The organism is Pseudenterobacter timonensis (assembly GCF_900021175.1).
In the GTDB taxonomy this organism is placed as follows: Bacteria; Pseudomonadota; Gammaproteobacteria; order Enterobacterales; family Enterobacteriaceae; genus Enterobacter; species Enterobacter timonensis.
In genome coordinates this window covers 876,460-895,998 of record NZ_FCOP01000011.1, presented here as the reverse complement: position 1 = coordinate 895,998, position 19,539 = coordinate 876,460, and the positions used below count along the sequence as shown (strand labels likewise).

Below are 19,539 nucleotides of genomic sequence, written 5' to 3'. Positions count from 1 at the left end.
CGAATCCATCCATTAATTCTTGTTAATGATAGCGTATCACAATAATAACCTGTCGGCCTGTGCCGACACTGGAAAAATGATGAGCACAGTAGATCGCTTTTTAAATTTAAAAGTCAGTAGAAAATTATTTATCGGCTTTGCCATTGTTCTGTCAGTAACCCTGGCGATTCTGGCTTCGGGTCTGTATGGATTTAGCAGCATTCACGATAAAGTGGCCAAAAATCGCCTGGCAACGGATCTGTTTAACGAACTTTCCGCCGTGCGGCTGGGGCGCACTAACTATCAATATACGCTGGAGCAGAGCTATCTCGATCAGACTAACGCCGCGACCCGGGCGCTGAAGGAGACCGTCAAACAAATGGAGGCGCTCTCGTGGACGGCTGACGGCAAGGCGGCGCTGGAGGAGAGCCTGCGCGCCATCGATAACTATGTCGCGGCGCTGACCCCCTTTACCCGGGCGCTGGAGCTGAAAAAGCGGAGCGAAAGTGCGCTTAACACCAGCGGATTACGCGATAACGCAACAATCGCCGCTACCCTGAGTCGGGGTGAAACGCTCTCCCCGCCGCTGACGCTGGTCGCAGCTCAGGTGGCATTTATGATGAGCGATATCGACACGCAGGTTAATCTCTTTAAAGAGCACCCGACCGATGAGATCCAGGGCGGGATTATCGCGCGCCTGAGCCAGGCCGATAGCGCCATCGGGCAGCTTCTGCCGGTACTTGTCGCCGGACAAAAAGAGGCGATGCTTTCTGCCTTAAAAGAGATAGCCACTATTCAGGCCGGGCTGGATAACTATCAGCGCGCCTGGATCCAGCAGGCGGCTATTTCGGATGACCTGACCAGTCGGGCCGGAGTGTTAACCAGCGCCATCCAGACACTGTTCGATCTGCAGCAGAAAAAAGTGGCCGAGACCGTCGTCAGCGTACAGATCCAGATGAGCATTGTGGCGGCTATCGGTATTGCGCTGGGTATTCTGATGGCAATGACCATCACCGTATCCATTACCCGTCCGCTCAACCAGACGCTGGCGGTCGCGGGTCAGATTGCGAAAGGGGATCTCACCAGTACGCTAACCAGCACGCGCCGCGACGAGCCGGGCCGCCTGATGCAGGCGGTGGCGACCATGAATGCCAACCTGAAAAACATTATTAATGAGGTTCGCAACGGCGTGGATAGCGTGGCGCGCTCGGCCACCGAGATAGCCGCAGGCAATATGGATCTCTCCGCACGGACCGAGCAGCAATCCGCCGCCGTGGTGGAGACCGCCGCCAGCATGGAGGAGTTGACCTCCACCGTTGCGCTCAATGCCGATAACGCCCGCCACGCCCGGCTGCTGGCGGAGGAGGCGTCCCGGAACGCCAGCGAAGGTAACCAGCTGTCGCGAAGGGTGGTCGAAACCATGAGAAACGTGCGCAGCAGCTCGCATCGCATTTCAGAGATCACCACGGTTATCAACAGTATCGCCTTTCAGACCAACATCCTGGCGCTGAACGCGGCGGTCGAGGCGGCGCGTGCCGGCGATCAGGGGAAAGGTTTTGCGGTCGTGGCGGCGGAGGTGCGGAATCTCGCCCAGCGCAGCGCCCAGTCGGCGAAGGAGATAGAAAACCTGATCGGCGAATCCGTGGAACATGTGGATACAGGCTTTACAATGGTGGAGAGCGCCGGCGAGGCGATGGCGAAGATCGAATCCTCCGTGGCTCAGGTGCGCGACATCATGAGCGAAATCGCCTCCGCCACTGACGAGCAGAGCCGCGGGATCGCCCAGATAGCCCAGGCAATGGCCGAGATGGATACCACCACCCAGCAAAACGCCGCCCTGGTAGAGGAGTCCTCTGCCGCCGCCAGCTCGCTGGAGGATCAGGCGATCCAGCTGGAAAAAGTGGTCTCTGTTTTCAGGGTATCAAACGACGCCGCCCCGCGCAGCGAACCGCGCCCGTCCCAGGGGCCAGGCAGCGCAAAAGAGCATGCTTCGGGCGACTGGGTGACGTTCTGATTAGCGCAGCAATAAGGTGGCGATATGCGATAACGGAATAACACCCGTTACGCCACCTCTGACGGAGGCGAAAAGCGATACATAACAGGTAATTGACTGATTCAAATGGCGCGCCCTGCAGGATTCGAACCTGCGACCCACGGCTTAGAAGGCCGTTGCTCTATCCAACTGAGCTAAGGGCGCACGAAGAAGAGAACTTCGCGGGGATGAAACGCCTGGAATTATACGGTCAATGGCAGGTGAGTCAACGTCTTTTCGCGCAAGCGGCGGGCTTACGGGCGCTGGCTCGCCAATTCTTCATCAGAGCGCCGTTTTTTTCACCATTGTGCGAAAATGTCTTGCAGGTCAGCGTACTGCAAAATCACCCGATGCGAACGAGCGCCCTGTTTTCCCCCTTCTTCTCCCCTGCCGTGGAAAACTCTTACAGGATAACTGACAGCGAGGCTCGCTTCTGACAAAATAGTCACATCCCCCCTTCAAACGTTACAGATGGAATCCTCTCTCTGATGGCAGCAAAGATTATTGACGGTAAAACGATTGCGCAGCAGGTGCGCTCTGAGGTCGCGGAAAAAGTAAAGGCGCGCAAAGCCGCAGGAAAACGCGCGCCTGGGCTGGCCGTTGTGCTGGTCGGCAGCAACCCGGCCTCGCAGATTTATGTCGGCAGCAAGCGTAAAGCCTGCGAAGAGGTGGGGTTCGTCTCCCGCTCATACGATTTGCCTGAAACCACCAGCGAAGCGGAGCTGCTGGCGCTGATCGACACCCTGAATGGTGATAAAGAGATCGACGGCATTCTGGTGCAGCTGCCGCTCCCTGCGGGCATCGACAACGTGAAGGTGCTGGAACGTATCGCGCCGGATAAAGATGTGGACGGCTTCCACCCCTATAACGTGGGCCGTCTGTGCCAGCGCGCGCCGCGCCTGCGCCCCTGTACGCCGCGCGGGATTGTCACCCTGCTGGAGCGTTATAACATCGACACCTACGGGCTGAACGCCGTGGTCATCGGTGCCTCCAATATCGTGGGGCGTCCTATGAGTATGGAGCTGCTGCTGGCAGGCTGCACCACGACCGTTACGCACCGCTTTACCAAAAATCTGCGTCATCACGTTGAGAACGCTGACCTGCTGATCGTGGCCGTGGGCAAACCGGGCTTTATTCCTGGCGAATGGATTAAAGAGGGGGCCATTGTGGTGGATGTGGGCATCAACCGTCTTGAGAATGGCAAGGTAGTGGGTGATGTGGTGTTTGAAGAGGCCGCCGCGCGTGCTTCATATATCACGCCGGTGCCGGGTGGTGTTGGCCCGATGACGGTCGCCACGCTGATTCAGAACACGCTTCAGGCGTGCGAAGAGTATCACGACGTGGAGGAGGCGTAAGATGGCGACATTTTCTCTGGGCAAACACCCTCACGTTGAATTATGCGACCTGCTGAAGCTGGAAGGCTGGAGCGAGAGCGGCGCGCAGGCCAAACTCTTTATCGCCGACGGGCGGGTGTTGGTCGATGGCGCGGTTGAAACCCGCAAGCGCTGCAAGATTGTCGTCGGTCAGACGGTGACGTTTGAAGGCCAGAGCGTGACGGTTACGGCCTGAGCCGTGTGATGCCCGGTGGCGCTGCGCTTACCGGGCCTACGGGTTTTGTAGGTCGGGTCAGGCGTAGCCGCCACCCGACACTCCCTTCCCAAACCCCCCACAGCCATCGTGGTTAATTATCGATCAACTTCAAACAATCACTATTCCCTCTGGCGAAATGTAAAAATTAAGTTGCACGCTGTTCTCCCTTTCATCACGATAAGTAGAACGTTCTACTAAAACGTTCTACTTAAAATAACAGCGCAAAAAAAGCGCTACTCGGGGGAAATCAGCATGAGTCTGATATCAGGGTTTGTTAAATCGCTGTCTAAGTTATCGATGATTGGTCGCGCATTAATGCTGCCAATTTCACTGCTTCCCGCTGCGGGCCTGCTGCTGGCCTTCGGCGATAAGTTCCATCTGCCGCTGATGATGAACGCTGGCGGGGTTATCTTTGATAACCTGCCAATGCTGTTCGCCATCGGCTCTGCCGTCGGCCTGGCCTCGGAATCCGGCATTGCCGCCCTCTCTGCGGCAGTTTCGGTTTTTGTCACCAACATCACCATCAGCACGGTGCTGAGTATTACGCCGGAAATGGCCTCTCTGGGCGGGAAATACGCCATGGTTGTCGGCATCCCGACGTTGCAGATGGGCGTCTTTGGCGGCCTGATCTGCGGTATTCTCGCGGCCTGGTGCTATAACCGCTTCCACACCATGCAGCTGCCGGAGTTCCTCGGTTTCTTCTCCGGCAAGCGCTTTGTGGCGATTGCGACGGCGTTTCTGTCGTTCCTGCTCGGCCTGCTGCTGCCGTACATCTGGCAGCATATTCAGTCCGGGATCGACGCCCTGTCCGTGGTGGTGAATGGCGATAACCAGGCGGCCTCGACCTTTATCTTCGGGCTGGTGGAGCGCGCGCTGATCCCGCTCGGCCTGCACCACATCTGGTATCCCTCCTTCTGGTATTCGTTCGGGGATTACACCACCCAGGCGGGACAGGTGATCCACGGTGACCAGACCATCTGGTTCAAGATGCTGGAAGAGGGGGTGAAATCCTTCAGCAGCGACACCTACCAGAACGCCGGGAAGTTCATGCAGGGCGAGTTCCCGCTGATGCTCTTCGCGCTGCCTGCGGCGTGCCTGGCGATGTACCACGAAGCGCACACCAAAAATAAGAAAATTGCGGCCGGTATTCTCTTCTCTGCGGCGCTCACCTGTTTCCTGACAGGGATCACCGAGCCGGTGGAGTTCACCTTTATCTTCGTGGCCCCCATTCTCTACGTTTTCAACGCTATCATGGCGGGGCTGGCGTATATGACCATGTATCTGATGCATGCGCATATCGCCAAATCGTTCTCGGCGGGCTTTATCGACTACCTGTCGTTCGGGATCCTGCCGTCGTTTAATGGCTATCAGACCAACTTCCTGAGCGCCATTATCATCGGCATTCCGATGGCGCTTATCTACTACTTCACCTTCCGCTTCGTGATCCGCCGTTTCGACGTGAAAACGCCGGGGCGCACCGAAGTCACCGCCAGTGCAAATGACAAGTCTGATTCCGAACTTGCCACCGAAATTATTAGCCTGTTGGGCGGTGCGCAGAACATTGACTCCGTTGGCTCCTGCATCACCCGTCTGCGTCTGGAAGTGGCGAAGAGCGATGCGGTAGACCGGGACGGGCTGAACGGGCTTGGCGCGCGCGGCGTGGTGTTCGTTGGCGACAACGGTATACAGGTGATTTTCGGGGCCAGAGCACAGTTTATCGCCCAGACCATGTCAACGATGATTGGCAAATAATAAGATGCCTGAAAGAGGCGTCTCCTGTACGCTGGGAGACGCCTCTTATCTGGCTGATAATCGGTAAATTTCAGGGAGCGGTTTTGAAGAAAGTCAGCATTATTGATGTTGCAAAGCATGCGGGCGTGTCGGTTTCTACCGTTTCGCTGGTGCTGCGCCAGAAAGGGAAGATCTCAGAGGCGACGATCGGGAAGGTCAATGCTGCCATCACAACGCTGGGCTATGTTCATAACGTCGCCGCGGCCAACCTTCGCGCCAACACCTCCAACTTAATCGGCCTGATCCTGCGAGACTTCAGCGACAGCTTTTCCATCAAAGTGATGGCGAGCATCGTTCAGGAGCTGGAGAAGCAGGGTTATATGGTTTTTCTCGGTCAGCCGCTGAACGACGGCGAACATCTCGAACGGACCCTGCTCTCGTTTAAGCAGCAGGGCGTGGCGGGCGTTATCTACCTGGCGTCGGACACCCGCGCCGCCTCTCTCCCGGAGCACATTCGCCACTGCCCGCTGCCGCTGGTGGCGGTTTCGCAGTCGTTGCTGGAAGAGAAATGCAACCTGGTGATGCGCGATAACCGCCAGGCGGCGAACCTGGCCGCGCGTTATCTTATCGAGCGCGGGCACCGCAACATCGCCTACATTGGCGGGCGCGACGGGTGTCGTATTCGCGAGCAGCGCCTGCTCGGTTTTCGCAGCGCGCTAACGCAGAACGGCCTGGTCTGGCGTGAGGAATATTCTCCCGCCTGCACCGATGACACGCAGGCGGCGGCAATAGTGACCCGCCAGCTGCTGGAGAAGAACAATACGATTACTGCCCTGCTCTGCCATTCACCGGATGCGATGATCGGTTCGATATCCGGCATTCACCAGGTAGGACGCACGGTGGGTAAAGACGTTTTTTTGACACAGCAGGTGGCACTGATTGGTTTTGAAGATATGCTCCACGTTAACCTCACGTCGCCGTCGCTGACTTACGTTTCCTCTGCCAGTGAAGAGACAGGCCGCCAGGCGGCAGGGCTGATGATCCGCCGGCTGAAAGAGCCGGATCTGCAAACCCAGCGCATTACCCTCTCCGGGCAGCTTATCGCGCGGGAATCGGCATAAAATCAGAATTTAGCACAGGTTTGTGGCGGCGGATTCACTGCTATATTCCCATGATTTGCCATGGATAAATGCAATGCCTACCGTTATCACCCACGCTGCCGTCCCCCTGTGTCTGGGCCTGGGGCTCGGAACCAAAGTCATCCCACCCCGCCTGCTGTTTGCCGGGATCGTCCTCGCCATGCTGCCGGACGCCGACGTACTGGCGTTTAAATTCGGTGTCGCTTACGGGAATATTTTCGGCCACCGCGGTTTCACCCACTCCCTGCTGTTTGCCCTGGTGGTGCCGATACTCTGCGTGCTGGCTGGGCGTCGATGGTTCAGGGCCAGCCTGACGCGCAGCTGGCTCTTTTTAACCGTGTCGTTGCTGTCACACAGCCTGCTGGATTCTGTTACCACCGGCGGGAAAGGCGTCGGCTGGCTGTGGCCGTGGTCAGATGAACGCTTTTTCGCGCCGTGGCAGGTGATTAAGGTCGCGCCGTTTGCGCTGTCACGTTACACCACGCCGTACGGGCATCAGGTGATCATTTCGGAACTGCTGTGGGTGTGGCTGCCGGGGATGGTGCTGATGGGGTTGCTGTGGTGGAAGCGGAGGTAAAAGCAAAACGGCAACTCAAGTTGCCGTTTTTAGTGTTTGCACCCTCTCCCTGTGGGAGAGGGCTGGGGTGAGGGCATCAGCGCGCATCAGACTTACTTACGACGCCAGGTGGTCCCCTGCGGGCCATCTTCCAGAATAATGCCCATCTCGGTCAGACGGTCGCGCGCCGCATCCGCCGCCGCCCAGTCTTTCGCCTTACGCGCTTCCAGACGGGCGTTAATCAGCGCTTCAATTTCAGCGACTTCAGCATCATCCGCCTGCGCACCGCTTTGCAGGAACGCTTCCGGCTCCTGCTCCAGCAGGCCCAGTACGGAAGAGAGCTTACGCAGGTGAGAGGCCAGCGCGTTTGCCGCCGCCATATCTTCTGCCTTCAGACGGTTCACCTCGCGCGCCATGTCGAACAGCACAGAGTAGGCTTCCGGCGTGTTAAAGTCGTCGTTCATCACCTCGATAAAACGCGCTTCAAACGCCTCGCCGCCTGCGGCCGGAACAGACTTATCGGTACCGCGCAGCGCCGTATAGAGACGCTCCAGCGCGGAGCGCGCCTGCTTAAGGTTCTCTTCGCTATAGTTGAGCTGGCTGCGATAGTGGCCGGACATCAGGAAGTAACGCACGGTTTCAGCGTCGTAATACTTCAGCACGTCGCGCACGGTGAAGAAGTTGCCAAGCGATTTGGACATCTTCTCGCGGTCGACCATCACCATGCCGGAGTGCATCCAGTAGTTTACATACTCGCCGCCGTGGGCGCAGGTGGACTGGGCGATTTCGTTTTCATGGTGCGGGAACATCAGGTCGGAGCCGCCGCCGTGGATGTCGAAATGGTTGCCCAGCTGCTTGCAGTTCATGGCGGAGCATTCGATATGCCAGCCCGGACGCCCGTCGCCCCACGGCGAAGGCCAGCTCGGCTCGCCCTCTTTGGACATCTTCCACAGCACAAAGTCCATCGGGTTGCGCTTAACGTCAACCACGTCAACGCGCGCGCCTGCCTGCAGCTGCTCCAGATCCTGGCGGGAGAGGCAACCATAGGTCGGATCGGTGGGCACCGAGAACATGACGTCGCCGTTTTCGGCAACATAGGCGTGACCGCGTTCAATCAGCGTGCGGGTCAGCTCGATAATTTCATTGATATGGTGAGTGGCGCGCGGCTCGCTGTCCGGGCGCAGAATATTAAGCGCATCAAAATCCTTGTGCATCTCGGCGATCATGCGATCCACCAGCGCGACAAAGTGTTCGCCGTTTTCATTGGCGCGTTTGATGATTTTGTCGTCAATATCGGTGATGTTACGCACGTACTTCAGGTTATATCCCAGAAAGCGCAGGTAACGGGAGACCACATCAAATGCAACAAACGTACGTCCATGGCCGATATGACAGAGATCGTAAACGGTAATACCACACACGTACATGCCGACTTCCCCGGCATGGATAGGTTTAAATTCCTCTTTTTGGCGCGTCAGTGTATTAAAGATTTTTAACATCGAAGATTCCATGTAGACGTGTGTGGATAGATACGGTCCTATCATACCCATAATTCTGAGCTGAAGCAGCACACAATGCAGGGTGATCGCGCATTAAGGTTATGCTATAACAAGCCCCTATATGTGATCCGAGCACGGGTCATGCACCACACTAACGGAACAGGATGCAAAAATGGTTACTTTCCACACTAATCATGGCGATATCGTAATCAAAACCTTTGATGACAAAGCGCCTGAAACAGTTAAAAACTTCCTGGACTACTGCCGCGAAGGTTTCTACAACAACACTATTTTCCACCGTGTGATCAATGGTTTTATGATCCAGGGCGGCGGTTTCGAGCCTGGCATGCGTCAGAAAGAGACCAAAGCAGCGATCCAGAATGAAGCGAACAACGGTCTGAAAAACACCCGCGGTACCCTGGCGATGGCCCGTACTCAGGCGCCGCACTCCGCAACCGCGCAGTTCTTCATCAACGTGGCGGACAACGACTTCCTCAACTTCTCCGGCGAGAGCCTGCAAGGTTGGGGCTACTGCGTATTCGCAGAAGTGGTAGAAGGTATGGACGTGGTTGATAAGATCAAAGCCGTTTCTACCGGTCGCAGCGGTATGCACCAGGACGTTCCGAAAGAGGACGTTATTATTGAAAACGTGACCGTCAGCGAATAATTCGTGGCGACACTTTTCATTGCAGATCTCCATCTGCAAACAGAAGAACCGGCGATCACCGCCGGTTTTCTGCATTTTTTACGCGGCGAAGCGAAAACCGCCGACGCGCTCTATATTCTGGGCGATCTCTTCGAAGCCTGGATTGGCGATGACGATCCTGACCCGCTTCACCGCGAGATAGCCGCCGCCATCAAATCACTGGTCGATGCGGGCGTTCCTTGTTTTTTCATCCACGGTAACCGCGACTTTTTACTCGGCAAGCGTTACGCCCGTGAAAGCGGCATGAGGCTGTTGAAAGAAGAGGAAGTGCTCGATCTCTATGGCCGCAAGGTGCTGATCATGCACGGCGACACGCTCTGCACCGACGACACCGGCTATCAGGCGTTTCGCGCCAAAGTGCATACCCCCTGGATTCAAAAGCTGTTCCTCGCCCTGCCGCTCTTTATCCGCCGTCGCATCGCCGCGAAGATGCGCGCGGGCAGCAAGGCCGCCAACAGCAGCAAATCGATGACCATCATGGACGTCAATCCGCAGGCGGTGGTTAACGTCATGGAGAAGCATCAGGTGCAGTGGCTGATCCACGGCCATACCCATCGGCCTGACGTCCACACGCTTATCGCCAACGGTACAACCGCGCATCGCGTGGTGCTGGGAGCCTGGCACAGCGAAGGATCAATGGTAAAAGTGACACCGGAAGGCGTGGAGTTAATCGCTTTTCCGTTTTGAACATTCAGCGCCCCTCCGGGCATCCCGCACAAACCCGGCGCCGATCCAGCCATCATTAAGCTGTAATGCCTGCACCGCAAAAAGCGCCTGCATCTGCAAAGGATCGTTTAACACTATGTTCTGCAATGCGCGCTGAGTGTTCATCACTTTCATGGTCATGCTCTTTGCTGGCACCTTAGTCAGGGAAAGCAGTGCTCTTCCCACTCAGCCACTATTTTTTATTCAGCATCGACTTCAGATCGGCAAAGGGATTGTAGGTGGCGGCGCCAATATCTTTTTGCGCATCGTCTCCCGCGATAACGGTTGAGCCATACAATCCAGCTTCCGTGTACTTCGAGTGTTCGTGGTCGTGGCAGTACAAACACAGTAATTCCCAGTTACTGCCATCTTCCGGGTTGTTGTTATGGTCGTGATCGATATGATGGACCGTCAGTTCACGCAGGTTCGAGTAGACAAACTCTCGCGAGCATCTTCCGCATACCCACGGATAAATTTTTAATGCTTTCTCTCGATAGCCGCTTTCAAGCCGCGCATAGTTTTTTGGGATCAGAGCCATTATCAGTATTACCTGTATTAAAAGATAATTTTACATAGGGTGAAGTGAGCCAGTCTGCTGAACAGATAGCCTCCCTCGTAAACTGATCGGGTATCCTCCGCTAAATTTCCGCGTTCTGCAACGAAAGAAGCCGCTGGCGCAACACATCCTTATTGCCCGGAAATAGGTCATAGACGGTAGCCAGGACGGACAATTTTGGTGATTTTTTCGACCCGTTTTGAAGGCGAGATATCGCTTTCAACGGCGGCAAAGGTAGCTAACAATGTCTGCCTCCCCTGAAAGGAGATTTGCCGTTCCGGCCGCCACGCAACCGTTTTCCTTGCCCGTTTATCGTGCTATTCTCTCTGCCCTCAACGCAGTGTGATTTGCACCACAGGAGTTTTCAGACGCATGTCTACCCGCAATAACCCGGCGCGTGTCGCCATCGTGATGGGGTCCAAAAGCGACTGGGCTACCATGCAGTTTGCCGCCGAAATCCTCGATATTCTCGATGTTCCCTGCCACACCGAAGTGGTTTCCGCACACCGCACCCCGGATAAACTCTTCAGCTTCGCCGAAGCGGCGGAGGAGAACGGCTATCAGGTGATTATCGCGGGCGCGGGCGGCGCGGCGCATCTGCCGGGCATGATCGCCGCCAAAACCCTGGTGCCGGTGCTCGGGGTACCGGTACAGAGCGCGGCGTTGAGCGGCGTCGACAGCCTCTATTCTATCGTTCAGATGCCGCGCGGCATTCCGGTGGGAACTCTTGCCATCGGCAAGGCGGGCGCGGCTAACGCGGCGCTGCTGGCGGCACAGATTCTGGCGACCCACGACCGTGAGCTGCACCAGCGTCTGGCGGCGTGGCGCAAGGCGCAGACCGACGAAGTGCTGGAAAATCCGGACCCGCGAGGTGCGGCATGAAGCAGGTGTGCGTTCTTGGCAACGGTCAGCTGGGCCGTATGCTGCGCCAGGCCGGTGAGCCGCTCGGTATCGCCGTCTGGCCCGTCGGGCTGGACGCGGAGCCGGAAGCGGTTCCCTTTCAGCAGAGCGTCATCACCGCAGAGATCGAGCGCTGGCCCGAAACCGCGCTTACCCGCGAGCTGGCGCGCCACAAGGCGTTCGTCAATCGCGACGTCTTTCCCGTCATTGCCGATCGCCTGACGCAAAAGCAGCTTTTTGACCAGCTCGGACTGGCCACCGCGCCGTGGCAGCTGCTGGCGGATCGGGAAGAGTGGCCGGCGGTATTCGACAAGCTCGGCGAGCTGGCAATCGTTAAGCGCCGCGTCGGCGGCTACGACGGGCGCGGACAGTGGCGTCTGCGCGCCGGGGAAACCGACACTCTCCCGCAGGAGTGCTATGGGGAATGTATCGTCGAGCAGGGAATTAACTTCAGCGGCGAGGTCTCACTGGTGGGAGCCCGTGCCGCTGACGGCAGCACCGTATTTTATCCCCTGACCCACAACCTCCATCAGGAAGGCATTTTACGCACCAGCGTCGCCTTCCCGCAGGCCAACGCTCAGCAGCAGGCGCAGGCGGAGTCGATGCTCGGCGCCATTATGCAGGCGCTGAACTATGTAGGCGTGATGGCGATGGAGTGCTTTGTTACCCCTGCCGGTCTGCTGATCAACGAGCTGGCGCCACGCGTGCACAACAGCGGTCACTGGACGCAAAATGGCGCCTCTATTAGCCAGTTTGAGCTGCATCTGCGCGCCATCACCGGCCTGCCGCTGCCGCAGCCGGTGGTCAACAGCCCGTCGGTGATGATCAACCTGATCGGCACCGATCTCAACTACGACTGGCTGAAGCTGCCGCTGGTTCACCTTCACTGGTATGACAAAGAGGTACGCCCCGGTCGTAAAGTGGGGCATCTGAACCTCAACGACTGCGACACCGATCGTCTGAGCGCCACGCTGGAAGCGATCCGCCCTCTCCTGCCGGCGGAGTACGCCAGCGGTATCACCTGGGCGCAATCCCTGCTCGGATAAGCGATAAATGCCGGGGAGTTGATCTTCCCCTTCCCCGGCCTCTCCTGACAAGCGTAGAATCCTCGCCCATCGCAGTTTAGTTTTCAGGATCGTTATGAAAGATGGGACGGACTATCGCGCCATTCTGGCGACCGATACGCCAGTTATCGACGTTCGCGCGCCGATCGAATTTACACAGGGGGCTATGCCCGCCGCAATCAACCTGCCTCTGATGGATGACGAGGAGCGGGCGGCCGTGGGCACCTGCTATAAACGTCAAGGACCGGAAGCGGCGCTGGCGCTGGGGCATCAGCTGGTCTGCGGCGAGGTGCGCGAGCAGCGCATTAACGCCTGGCGCGAGGCGGCGCAGGCGCATCCGCAGGGCTATCTCTGCTGCGCCCGGGGCGGGCAGCGGTCGCATATCGCCCAGGCGTGGCTAAAAGAGGCGGGTATCGACTATCCGCTCATCGCGGGCGGCTATAAGGCACTGCGTCAGGCGGCGATACAGGCCACCGAAGAAGAGGTGCAAAAGCCGATAATCCTGATTGGCGGCTGTACCGGCAGCGGTAAAACGCTGCTGGTAAGCGCCCGGCCTGACGGGATCGATCTCGAAGGGCTGGCGCGCCATCGTGGCTCCTCCTTTGGCCGCACCCTCCGGGCGCAGCTCTCGCAGGCCAGCTTTGAAAATTATCTGGCGGTGGCCCTGCTGAAGAAAGAGACGCCGCGCTGGGTGCTGGAGGATGAAGGTCGCACCATCGGCTCGAATCATCTGCCCGCCTGTCTGCGCGAGCGGATGGCCGATTCGCCGGTGGCGGTGATTGAGGACCCCTTTGACATCCGTCTTGAGCGGTTGCGCGAAGAGTATTTCCTGCGGATGCATCACGATTTCAGCGCGGCCTATGGCGATGAGACGGGCTGGCAGGAGTATGTTGATTATCTGCATCAGGGGCTGTTCGCCATTCGCCGCCGTCTCGGTTTGCAGCGTTTTGCCGAACTCACCGCCCTGCTGGATGCTGCCCTTGAGGTGCAGCGTCGCACCGGCAGCACCGATGCCCATTTCAGCTGGCTTACTCCGCTGCTGGAAGAGTATTACGATCCGATGTATCGCTACCAGCTCAGTAAAAAAGCGCAGAAAATTGTCTTTCGCGGGACGTATGACGAGATGGCCGAGTGGCTTAATCGCGGATAAAAAATCGGGTGGCGAGGTAACAACAGAACGGCAACGCAGGTTGCCGTTTTGAGTATCAGGGTGGGCATCCGCTCCCACCCCGCTATCCGACCTTAGAAGTCGTAGCGCAGACGCACCAGGTTCATATCGCCCAGATCGTCGGTGCTGGAGGTAAAGACGTGTTCATAATCGACACGGAAACCGTAATCCAGCTGGAAGCTAATGCCTAAGCCGTTATCAATGCGCTGGTAGTTACGCCCGTTGATATACTCCAGGCGATCGCCCATGAAGTATGGCTGGATCGATTTCACCGCATACTGACCAATCGGGAAAGTGTAGCCCGCAAAGTATTCCACGCCCCACGCGTCGCCAGCGAAGTAGTCATCCACGGAGACTTTTTTGGTGGTCAGGAAGTTCTGGTACCAGCCGCCGCCAGCGGAGAAGGTCCAGTTGTCCGGCTTCCAGCTCAGCGCCGTACCGACGATGTTCTGGTCGTAAGTTTTGCTGTCGTCGTTGCCAGGGTTACGCATATCCGCGCGGGTATAGTTCCACGCCGTACCCCAGGTCAGATCTTTCGTCAGATGGTAATCCACACCGAGAGAGCCGCCGCCTTTGCGCTTATAGCGCAGGCCGTTGCCCGGCAGATATTCGCCATCTTCAAAGAGATAAGAGGCGTAGAGATCGGCATCGCCTACGGTTTTCTTATACTTCAGCATCTTGCGTGAACGGTAGGAGCCATCGTAGTCGCCATTAATCCCGTTACCCGGCGCCTGGGCGAGCATATCGTAGTCCCAGATATCGGTCTTCGCGCCAATGACATCGTAGTAAACGCTGTTCTGCTGGCCGAAGGTCAGCGTACCCCAGGTCGCGCTCTTCAGGCCGGTATAGAGCATACGACGGGAGGTGTCGTTCGCGCCGTCGGCGTAGTGGTTATCCCAGTCAAACAGGGCCGGAATATTGACGCCCAGTTCGTAATAACTGATCCAGCTGATGTCGTCGAACAGGTAGTAATCCGCAGCAAAACGGAAGCGGGTGCCGCCGTCGAAGCCATTACGCTTGTAGCTATTTTTACCGTCGTTGCCCGTCATGTTCTGGAACTGCGGACGAATACTCCCGCCCACGGTGAAGTTCAGACGGCTCAGGGGATCGCCCGCCTGCGGATCCTGCTTCAGAAGCGTGATTTCCGCCTGCGAGGCGAATGACGCCAACGCCACTGCTGCGCCGATCGTTGTCGCCAGCGCTGTTTTTTTTATGTTCATTTTAATTCCTTGATAGACACGGCTAAAAAATTAGCACACTAATCATATCTGGAATTTTTTGACTCATGTTGACACTTTTTTGAAGATTTGTGCTTCTAAAAACAATGACTTTAACGATCTGTGCTGCTAAAAATGTTACGCGCCAGCAAATTAACTGGCGCGTAACAAATACAAAAAAAAATCTTAACTAGCAAACTGACGGAACAGCGCTCTCCCTTTCAGCAACCGCGAACCGAGCCAGCCGCCGCACATCGAGAGCAGCAGCGCCCCGCTCGTTGGCAGGATCAGCCACAGCCGCCAGTCCGGCTCCCAGGGGAAATCAAAGACCTGTTTCTGCAGGAGGGCCAGCGCCGTCTCGGCGCCAATAGCCGCGACCAGCCCGGAGACCAGCCCCAGCAGGGCAAACTCGCACCAGAGCGTGGTACGCAACAGTTTTTTGCCCGCCCCCAGCGTGCGATAGACCACCAGCTCCTGATGCCGCTGGCGCATACCTACCTGTACCTGGGCCAGCAGAAGCAGCACGCCGCAGAGCGTCACCAGCACCACCATTACCTCCAGCGCGCGGCTGACCTGTTCCAGCACCTGCCCCACCTGCTTTAAGATGGTGCCGATATCCAGCAGGGAGACCGTGGGAAAGGCGCGGTTAAGCTCCGTTAGCATGGCGTTGCCCTTTTCCCAGCGAAAGCTGGTCAGCCAGCTCTGCGGCTGTCCGTCCAGCGCCCCGGAAGGGAAGATGAAAAAGAAGTTAGGCCGCAGGCTCTCCCAGTCCACCTTACGCAGGCTGGTCACCCTGGCGTTAAAGGCCTGGGTATCGCCGGTAAAGGTCAGGGTATCGCCGGGACGCACGTTCAGGCGTTTCGCCAGCCCCTCCTCCATGGAGACTTCCCCCGCTTTCGGCGGCCAGCTTCCGGCGGTAATCGGGTTATGATCCGGGCGCTTTTCTTGCCAGGTCAGGTTCAGTTCGCGGTTCAGCGCCTCGTCCTGATTACCCTGGGTCGACTGGCCGTTGATCGCTGTGAGGCGCGCGCGCACCACCGGGTAGAACGACTCCGGCGTCACCTGATGCGCGGCGAGGAAGGCTTTCAACGGCGCCACCTGCTCCGGCGCGATATTGATCAGAAAGTAGTTAGGGCTTTCCGGGGGAAGCTGCTGCTGCCAGCGATCGAGAAGATCGCCACGCAACACCAGCAGCAACGCGAGCAGCATAAATGAGAGCGAGAAGGCCGAAAGCTGGCTTAAGGTGGACCAGGGCTGGCGCAGCAGGCGGTTAACCGCCAGGCGTACCGGCAGCGCGTTAAAGGTGAGCCGTTTTAACGCCTTCAAGAGCAACCAGCCCAGTGCGCCGCAGAGCAGCGCCAGCACCACCGCCCCCGCCAGCACCGACCAGAGCAGCGTACTGCCGCCCATCAGCCAGGCCAGCAGCAGAACCACCGCCACGATCATCGCCGGAAGGTAAAATTTCAAAGGCCAGACGTTAGCCACCGCGTCGCGGCGCAGCACGCGCAGCGGCTGGGTGGCCAGCAGTAGGCGATAAGGACGTAATCCCACCAGCAGCGAAATCATCACCATCGCCCCCACCGACCAGAGCCAAGGCCAGAGGCTCGCGGGCGGCAGCGCGGCGGGCAGCACCGGCCTGAGCAGCAGCATGAGCAGCCGCTCAAACGCCAGCCCGATTGCCCCTCCGGTCAGGGCGGAGAGAGCCAGCACCAGTAGCCACTGGCCGACGATCAGTTTTCGCAGCTGCGCCCGTCCTGCCCCCAGGGTTTTGAGGATCGCCACCAGATCGTAGCGGCTGCGGCAATAATGTCCCATCGCCACCGCCACCGCAGCCACCGCCAGCAGCAGCGTCAGCAGCGCCGAAAGCAGCAGGAACTGCTGGGCGCGCGCCAGGGATTTGCCCAGCGCCCCCTCCTCCTGCTCCATCCCGGACCAGCGGTGCTCCGGCCTGAGCTGCGGCAGAAGCCACTTTTCATACGCCGCCAGCTGCGACGGCGTACCGCCGAATTTGTAGCGCCAGCTGACGCGGCTGCCCGGCTGCACCGCCCCGGTTTTCGCCATATCGGCGCGGTTCATCAGCAGGCGCGGCGCCATCTGGAACGGGTTGAAACCAGCATCCGGCTCCTGACGCACCTCGCCGGCGATTTTCAGCGTGGCGTCCCCCACGTCGATACTCTCCCCGGGCTTCAGATTTAGCAGCGCCATCAGCCGTGGCGCCAGCAGTACGGTGCCCGCGGCGGGCTTAAGCCCCGGCGGCCAGGTCTGTAGTTCGCCGTAGAGGGGATAGAGATCGTCCACCACTTTTACGCTTGCCAGCTGCGGCGTATCCCCCGCAAAGGTCATGGTCTGAAAGCTGACCTGCTCGCTCACCTTCAGCCCGATTTTTCGCGCCTCATCCAGCCACGCCTGCGGTATCTCCCGCGAGCTGCGCAGCGTCCGGTCGCCCGCCATAAACTCCCGACTCTGCTGGCTGAGCCCTTTCTCCATACGGTCGCTGACGCTGCCGAGCGCCAGCACGCAGGCGACGGCAAGGCTCAACGCCAGCCAGACAATCAGCAACGAGGGAGAGCGCCACTCGCGCCAGAACCAGCGGGCGATCATGCTTCCTCCCGGAGCTGGCCTTCCACCAGCCGCAGGCGGCGATCGCAGCGGGCCGCCAGCTGCGGATCGTGGGTCACCAGAATCAGCGTGGTGCCATGCGTCCGGTTCAGCTCAAACAGCAGATCGGCAATTTTGTCCCCGGTGTGGCGATCGAGATTACCGGTGGGTTCATCGGCAAAGAGCACCGCCGGACGTCCGTTGAAGGCACGGGCCAGCGCCACGCGCTGCTGTTCGCCGCCGGAGAGCTGGGCCGGAAGATGGCCGATACGTTTGCCAAGGCCAAGCTGCTCCAGCAGCGCTTTGGCCTGGCTGCGGCTCTGGGCGCTCTTCTCGCCGCGCAGCAGCCCCGGCAATTCCACGTTCTCCAGCGCGTTCAGCGTCGGGATCAGCATAAAAGACTGAAAGACAAAGCCGATATGTTTCGCCCGCAGCGCCGCGCGCGCCTCTTCGTCAAGCTGGTGCAACGGCTGGCCGACCAGAAAGACCTCGCCGCTGCTGCCGTCATCCAGCCCGGCCAGAATCGCCAGCAGCGTCGATTTACCAGAACCCGACTCCCCGATCAGCGCAATGGTCTCTGCGCGTTTGACAACAAGTTCAACTCCGGTAAGGATGGAAAGCTGATGCTCTCCCTGACCCACGGACTTCTTAAGATGATGAACTTCAACACTGTTTTCCGCTGGCATTTGCCTTTCCTGTTTCTGATTCTGATTCTGATGACGTTTCGCGCCGCCGCTGCGGAGACGCTACTGGTTCTGGGCGATAGCCTGAGCGCGGGCTACCGCATGGCGGCCACCGCCGCCTGGCCTGCACTGCTTAACGATAAATGGCAGGCTCAGACGCAGGTGGTGAACGCCAGCATTAGTGGCGACACCTCCCAGCAGGGACTATCCCGCCTGCCCGCCCTGCTGAAACAGCACCAGCCGCGCTGGGTGCTGGTGGAACTGGGCGGCAACGACGGCCTGCGCGGATTCCAGCCGCAGCAGACCGAACAGACGCTGCGCCAGATCGTGCAGATGATTCAGGCCGCTGATGCCCAACCGCTGCTGATGCAAATTCGGCTGCCAGCTAACTACGGTCGCCGCTATAATGAAGCCTTTAGCGCGATCTACCCTAAGCTTGCCAAAGAGTTTGATATTCCGCTGCTGCCATTTTTCATGGAAGAGGTCTATCTGAAACCCCAATGGATGCAGGAGGATGGTATTCACCCCAATCGCGACGCACAGCCCTTTATTGCCGACTGGATGGCAACCCGGCTGGCTCCTTTAGTTAAACATGACTCGTCAAACAGCTGAGATCGTAACAGGTAAAGTTATGCAAAAATCGGTCTTAATAACAGGATGTTCCAGCGGTATTGGCCTTGAAAGCGCCCTTGAACTTAAGCGCCAGGGATTTTGGGTCCTGGCCGCCTGTCGTAAACCAGAAGATGTGGAACGGATGAACGGCATGGGATTCACCGGCATCCTGCTGGACGTTAACTCCCCCGAGAGCGTAGAACGCGCCGCCGCCGAGGTGATCGCGCTGACTGATAACCAGCTCTACGGCCTCTTTAACAACGCCGGATTTGGCGTTTACGGCCCGCTGCAGACCGTCACCCGCGAGCAGCTTGAACAGCAATTTTCCACCAATTTTTTTGGCGTACACCAGCTCACCATGGCGCTGCTGCCCGCCATGCTGCCCCACGGCGAAGGGCGCATCGTAATGACCTCCTCGGTGATGGGACTGATCTCAACGCCGGGGCGCGGCGCCTATGCCGCCAGCAAATATGCGCTGGAGGCGTGGGCCGACGCGCTACGCATGGAGCTGCGCCACAGCGGGATCAAGGTGAGCCTGATTGAGCCAGGCCCCATCCGCACCCGCTTCACCGATAACGTCAACCAGACCCAGGCTGACCAGCCGGTGGAGAACCCCGGCATCGCCGCCCGCTTCACCCTCGGGCCGGAGGCGGTGGTCACCAAAGTGCGCCATGCTTTTGAGAGCGATCGTCCCAAAATGCGCTATCCGGTGACGCTGGTGACCTGCGCGGTTACGCTGCTTAAGCGTCTGCTGCCGGGCCGTCTGATGGATAAAATTTTACAGGGTTGAGTTGAAGGCGCGCC

Annotated in this window: 19 protein-coding genes, 1 tRNA gene and 1 pseudogene; 14 read left to right on the top strand and 7 right to left on the bottom strand. The window is 58.4% G+C overall.

Translation table 11 applies throughout. The features are described 5' to 3' along the window. Positions 1 to 76: 76 nt before the first annotated feature. A complete protein-coding gene (locus BN3796_RS10505; protein WP_238379225.1) occupies positions 77 to 1,993 on the top strand; it encodes a methyl-accepting chemotaxis protein in 1,917 nt (638 codons plus the stop codon). 106 nt (positions 1,994 to 2,099) lie between these two features. Here the strand turns inward: BN3796_RS10505 and BN3796_RS10500 are convergent. After that, a tRNA-Arg gene (locus BN3796_RS10500) sits at positions 2,100 to 2,176 on the bottom strand. 23 nt (positions 2,177 to 2,199) lie between these two features. Here BN3796_RS10500 and BN3796_RS10495 point away from each other — a divergent pair. From BN3796_RS10495 to BN3796_RS10470, 6 genes are all read left to right on the top strand, one after another. Continuing rightward, positions 2,200 to 2,448, top strand: coding sequence for a hypothetical protein (locus BN3796_RS10495; RefSeq protein ID WP_061708290.1), 249 nt, complete (start codon positions 2,200 to 2,202; stop codon positions 2,446 to 2,448). Between the two features lie 51 nt (positions 2,449 to 2,499). Then, entirely contained in the window at positions 2,500 to 3,366 is an 867-nt protein-coding gene (gene folD, locus BN3796_RS10490) for a bifunctional methylenetetrahydrofolate dehydrogenase/methenyltetrahydrofolate cyclohydrolase FolD (protein WP_061708289.1), read from the top strand. Between the two features lies 1 nt (position 3,367). Beyond that, positions 3,368 to 3,580 carry a ribosome-associated protein YbcJ gene (gene ybcJ, locus BN3796_RS10485; RefSeq protein WP_061708288.1) on the top strand — a complete coding sequence of 71 codons (213 nt, stop codon included), beginning with the start codon at positions 3,368 to 3,370 and terminating at the stop codon, positions 3,578 to 3,580. Positions 3,581 to 3,853: 273 nt separating this feature from the next. After that, positions 3,854 to 5,353 (top strand): PTS transporter subunit EIIC, encoded by a 1,500-nt coding sequence (locus BN3796_RS10480; RefSeq protein ID WP_061708287.1) that lies wholly within the window; start codon positions 3,854 to 3,856, stop codon positions 5,351 to 5,353. Between the two features lie 83 nt (positions 5,354 to 5,436). Continuing rightward, the gene (gene malI, locus BN3796_RS10475; RefSeq protein WP_061708286.1) at positions 5,437 to 6,453 is read left to right on the top strand and encodes a Mal regulon transcriptional regulator MalI; all 1,017 of its coding nucleotides are present in this window, start codon (positions 5,437 to 5,439) and stop codon (positions 6,451 to 6,453) included. A 73-nt stretch (positions 6,454 to 6,526) separates the two neighbouring features. After that, positions 6,527 to 7,048 carry a metal-dependent hydrolase gene (locus tag BN3796_RS10470; protein WP_061708285.1) on the top strand — a complete coding sequence of 174 codons (522 nt, stop codon included), beginning with the start codon at positions 6,527 to 6,529 and terminating at the stop codon, positions 7,046 to 7,048. 92 nt (positions 7,049 to 7,140) lie between these two features. On the opposite strand, the gene cysS is transcribed toward BN3796_RS10470, so the two are convergent. Further along, the gene (gene cysS, locus BN3796_RS10465; protein ID WP_061708284.1) at positions 7,141 to 8,526 is read right to left on the bottom strand and encodes a cysteine--tRNA ligase; all 1,386 of its coding nucleotides are present in this window, start codon (positions 8,524 to 8,526) and stop codon (positions 7,141 to 7,143) included. Between the two features lie 172 nt (positions 8,527 to 8,698). On the opposite strand from cysS, the gene ppiB reads away from it, so the two are divergent. After that, positions 8,699 to 9,193 (top strand): peptidylprolyl isomerase B, encoded by a 495-nt coding sequence (ppiB, locus tag BN3796_RS10460; protein ID WP_061708283.1) that lies wholly within the window; start codon positions 8,699 to 8,701, stop codon positions 9,191 to 9,193. A 3-nt stretch (positions 9,194 to 9,196) separates the two neighbouring features. Further along, on the top strand, positions 9,197 to 9,919 hold the full coding sequence (gene lpxH, locus BN3796_RS10455) for a UDP-2,3-diacylglucosamine diphosphatase (protein WP_061708282.1): 723 nt from the start codon (positions 9,197 to 9,199) through the stop codon (positions 9,917 to 9,919). 18 nt (positions 9,920 to 9,937) lie between these two features. Here lpxH and BN3796_RS21235 read toward each other — a convergent pair. Both BN3796_RS21235 and yajD read right to left on the bottom strand, forming a co-directional pair. Beyond that, positions 9,938 to 10,063: pseudogene (locus BN3796_RS21235) on the bottom strand (nucleotidyltransferase family protein); the annotation flags it as partial. A 67-nt stretch (positions 10,064 to 10,130) separates the two neighbouring features. Further along, positions 10,131 to 10,475: an HNH nuclease YajD gene (yajD, locus tag BN3796_RS10445; protein ID WP_061708280.1), complete on the bottom strand. Its 345-nt coding sequence runs from the start codon at positions 10,473 to 10,475 to the stop codon at positions 10,131 to 10,133. A 390-nt stretch (positions 10,476 to 10,865) separates the two neighbouring features. Between yajD and purE the strand changes: the two genes are divergently transcribed. The 3 genes from purE (at position 10,866) to mnmH (ending at position 13,607) form a co-directional block, all read left to right on the top strand. Beyond that, a complete protein-coding gene (gene purE, locus BN3796_RS10440) occupies positions 10,866 to 11,375 on the top strand; it encodes a 5-(carboxyamino)imidazole ribonucleotide mutase (protein WP_061708279.1) in 510 nt (169 codons plus the stop codon). After that, the gene (gene purK, locus BN3796_RS10435) at positions 11,372 to 12,439 is read left to right on the top strand and encodes a 5-(carboxyamino)imidazole ribonucleotide synthase (RefSeq protein WP_061708278.1); all 1,068 of its coding nucleotides are present in this window, start codon (positions 11,372 to 11,374) and stop codon (positions 12,437 to 12,439) included. Before purE ends, purK begins: the two co-directional genes overlap by 4 nt. A 94-nt stretch (positions 12,440 to 12,533) precedes the next feature. Beyond that, entirely contained in the window at positions 12,534 to 13,607 is a 1,074-nt protein-coding gene (gene mnmH, locus BN3796_RS10430) for a tRNA 2-selenouridine(34) synthase MnmH (protein WP_061708277.1), read from the top strand. 92 nt (positions 13,608 to 13,699) lie between these two features. Here the strand turns inward: mnmH and BN3796_RS10425 are convergent, their stop codons facing one another. The 3 genes from BN3796_RS10425 to ybbA all read right to left on the bottom strand — a co-directional run bounded on the left by BN3796_RS10425 (position 13,700) and on the right by ybbA (position 18,126). After that, positions 13,700 to 14,845, bottom strand: a complete 1,146-nt coding sequence (locus tag BN3796_RS10425; RefSeq protein WP_061708276.1) for a porin — start codon at positions 14,843 to 14,845, stop codon at positions 13,700 to 13,702. 183 nt (positions 14,846 to 15,028) lie between these two features. Next, positions 15,029 to 17,443, bottom strand: a complete 2,415-nt coding sequence (ybbP, locus tag BN3796_RS10420) for a putative ABC transporter permease subunit YbbP (RefSeq protein ID WP_061708275.1) — start codon at positions 17,441 to 17,443, stop codon at positions 15,029 to 15,031. Continuing rightward, entirely contained in the window at positions 17,440 to 18,126 is a 687-nt protein-coding gene (ybbA, locus tag BN3796_RS10415) for a putative ABC transporter ATP-binding protein YbbA (RefSeq protein WP_061708274.1), read from the bottom strand. The genes ybbP and ybbA overlap by 4 nt, the downstream gene beginning before the upstream one ends. Here ybbA and tesA point away from each other — a divergent pair. After that, positions 18,094 to 18,735: a multifunctional acyl-CoA thioesterase I/protease I/lysophospholipase L1 gene (gene tesA / locus BN3796_RS10410; RefSeq protein ID WP_187374033.1), complete on the top strand. Its 642-nt coding sequence runs from the start codon at positions 18,094 to 18,096 to the stop codon at positions 18,733 to 18,735. The genes ybbA and tesA overlap by 33 nt on opposite strands. Next, complete coding sequence (locus BN3796_RS10405; RefSeq protein WP_148381782.1) at positions 18,716 to 19,525, top strand: SDR family oxidoreductase; 810 nt, start codon at positions 18,716 to 18,718, stop codon at positions 19,523 to 19,525. The genes tesA and BN3796_RS10405 overlap by 20 nt, the downstream gene beginning before the upstream one ends. Positions 19,526 to 19,539 lie beyond the last annotated feature (14 nt).

Excerpts from the sequence above, each read along its gene's own strand:
- BN3796_RS10505 (WP_238379225.1), top strand. The coding sequence starts at position 77 with ATGATGAGCACAGTAGATCGCTTTTTAAATTTAAAAGTCAGTAGAAAA.
- BN3796_RS10495 (WP_061708290.1), top strand. The coding sequence starts at position 2,200 with ATGAAACGCCTGGAATTATACGGTCAATGGCAGGTGAGTCAACGTCTT.
- folD (WP_061708289.1), top strand. The coding sequence starts at position 2,500 with ATGGCAGCAAAGATTATTGACGGTAAAACGATTGCGCAGCAGGTGCGC.
- ybcJ (WP_061708288.1), top strand. The coding sequence starts at position 3,368 with ATGGCGACATTTTCTCTGGGCAAACACCCTCACGTTGAATTATGCGAC.
- BN3796_RS10480 (WP_061708287.1), top strand. The coding sequence starts at position 3,854 with ATGAGTCTGATATCAGGGTTTGTTAAATCGCTGTCTAAGTTATCGATG.
- BN3796_RS10470 (WP_061708285.1), top strand. The coding sequence starts at position 6,527 with ATGCCTACCGTTATCACCCACGCTGCCGTCCCCCTGTGTCTGGGCCTG.
- cysS (WP_061708284.1), bottom strand. The coding sequence starts at position 8,526 with ATGTTAAAAATCTTTAATACACTGACGCGCCAAAAAGAGGAATTTAAA.
- ppiB (WP_061708283.1), top strand. The coding sequence starts at position 8,699 with ATGGTTACTTTCCACACTAATCATGGCGATATCGTAATCAAAACCTTT.
- yajD (WP_061708280.1), bottom strand. The coding sequence starts at position 10,475 with ATGGCTCTGATCCCAAAAAACTATGCGCGGCTTGAAAGCGGCTATCGA.
- purE (WP_061708279.1), top strand. The coding sequence starts at position 10,866 with ATGTCTACCCGCAATAACCCGGCGCGTGTCGCCATCGTGATGGGGTCC.
- purK (WP_061708278.1), top strand. The coding sequence starts at position 11,372 with ATGAAGCAGGTGTGCGTTCTTGGCAACGGTCAGCTGGGCCGTATGCTG.
- mnmH (WP_061708277.1), top strand. The coding sequence starts at position 12,534 with ATGAAAGATGGGACGGACTATCGCGCCATTCTGGCGACCGATACGCCA.
- BN3796_RS10425 (WP_061708276.1), bottom strand. The coding sequence starts at position 14,845 with ATGAACATAAAAAAAACAGCGCTGGCGACAACGATCGGCGCAGCAGTG.
- ybbP (WP_061708275.1), bottom strand. The coding sequence starts at position 17,443 with ATGATCGCCCGCTGGTTCTGGCGCGAGTGGCGCTCTCCCTCGTTGCTG.
- tesA (WP_187374033.1), top strand. The coding sequence starts at position 18,094 with ATGATGAACTTCAACACTGTTTTCCGCTGGCATTTGCCTTTCCTGTTT.
- ybbA (WP_061708274.1), bottom strand. The coding sequence starts at position 18,126 with ATGCCAGCGGAAAACAGTGTTGAAGTTCATCATCTTAAGAAGTCCGTG.
- BN3796_RS10405 (WP_148381782.1), top strand. The coding sequence starts at position 18,716 with ATGACTCGTCAAACAGCTGAGATCGTAACAGGTAAAGTTATGCAAAAA.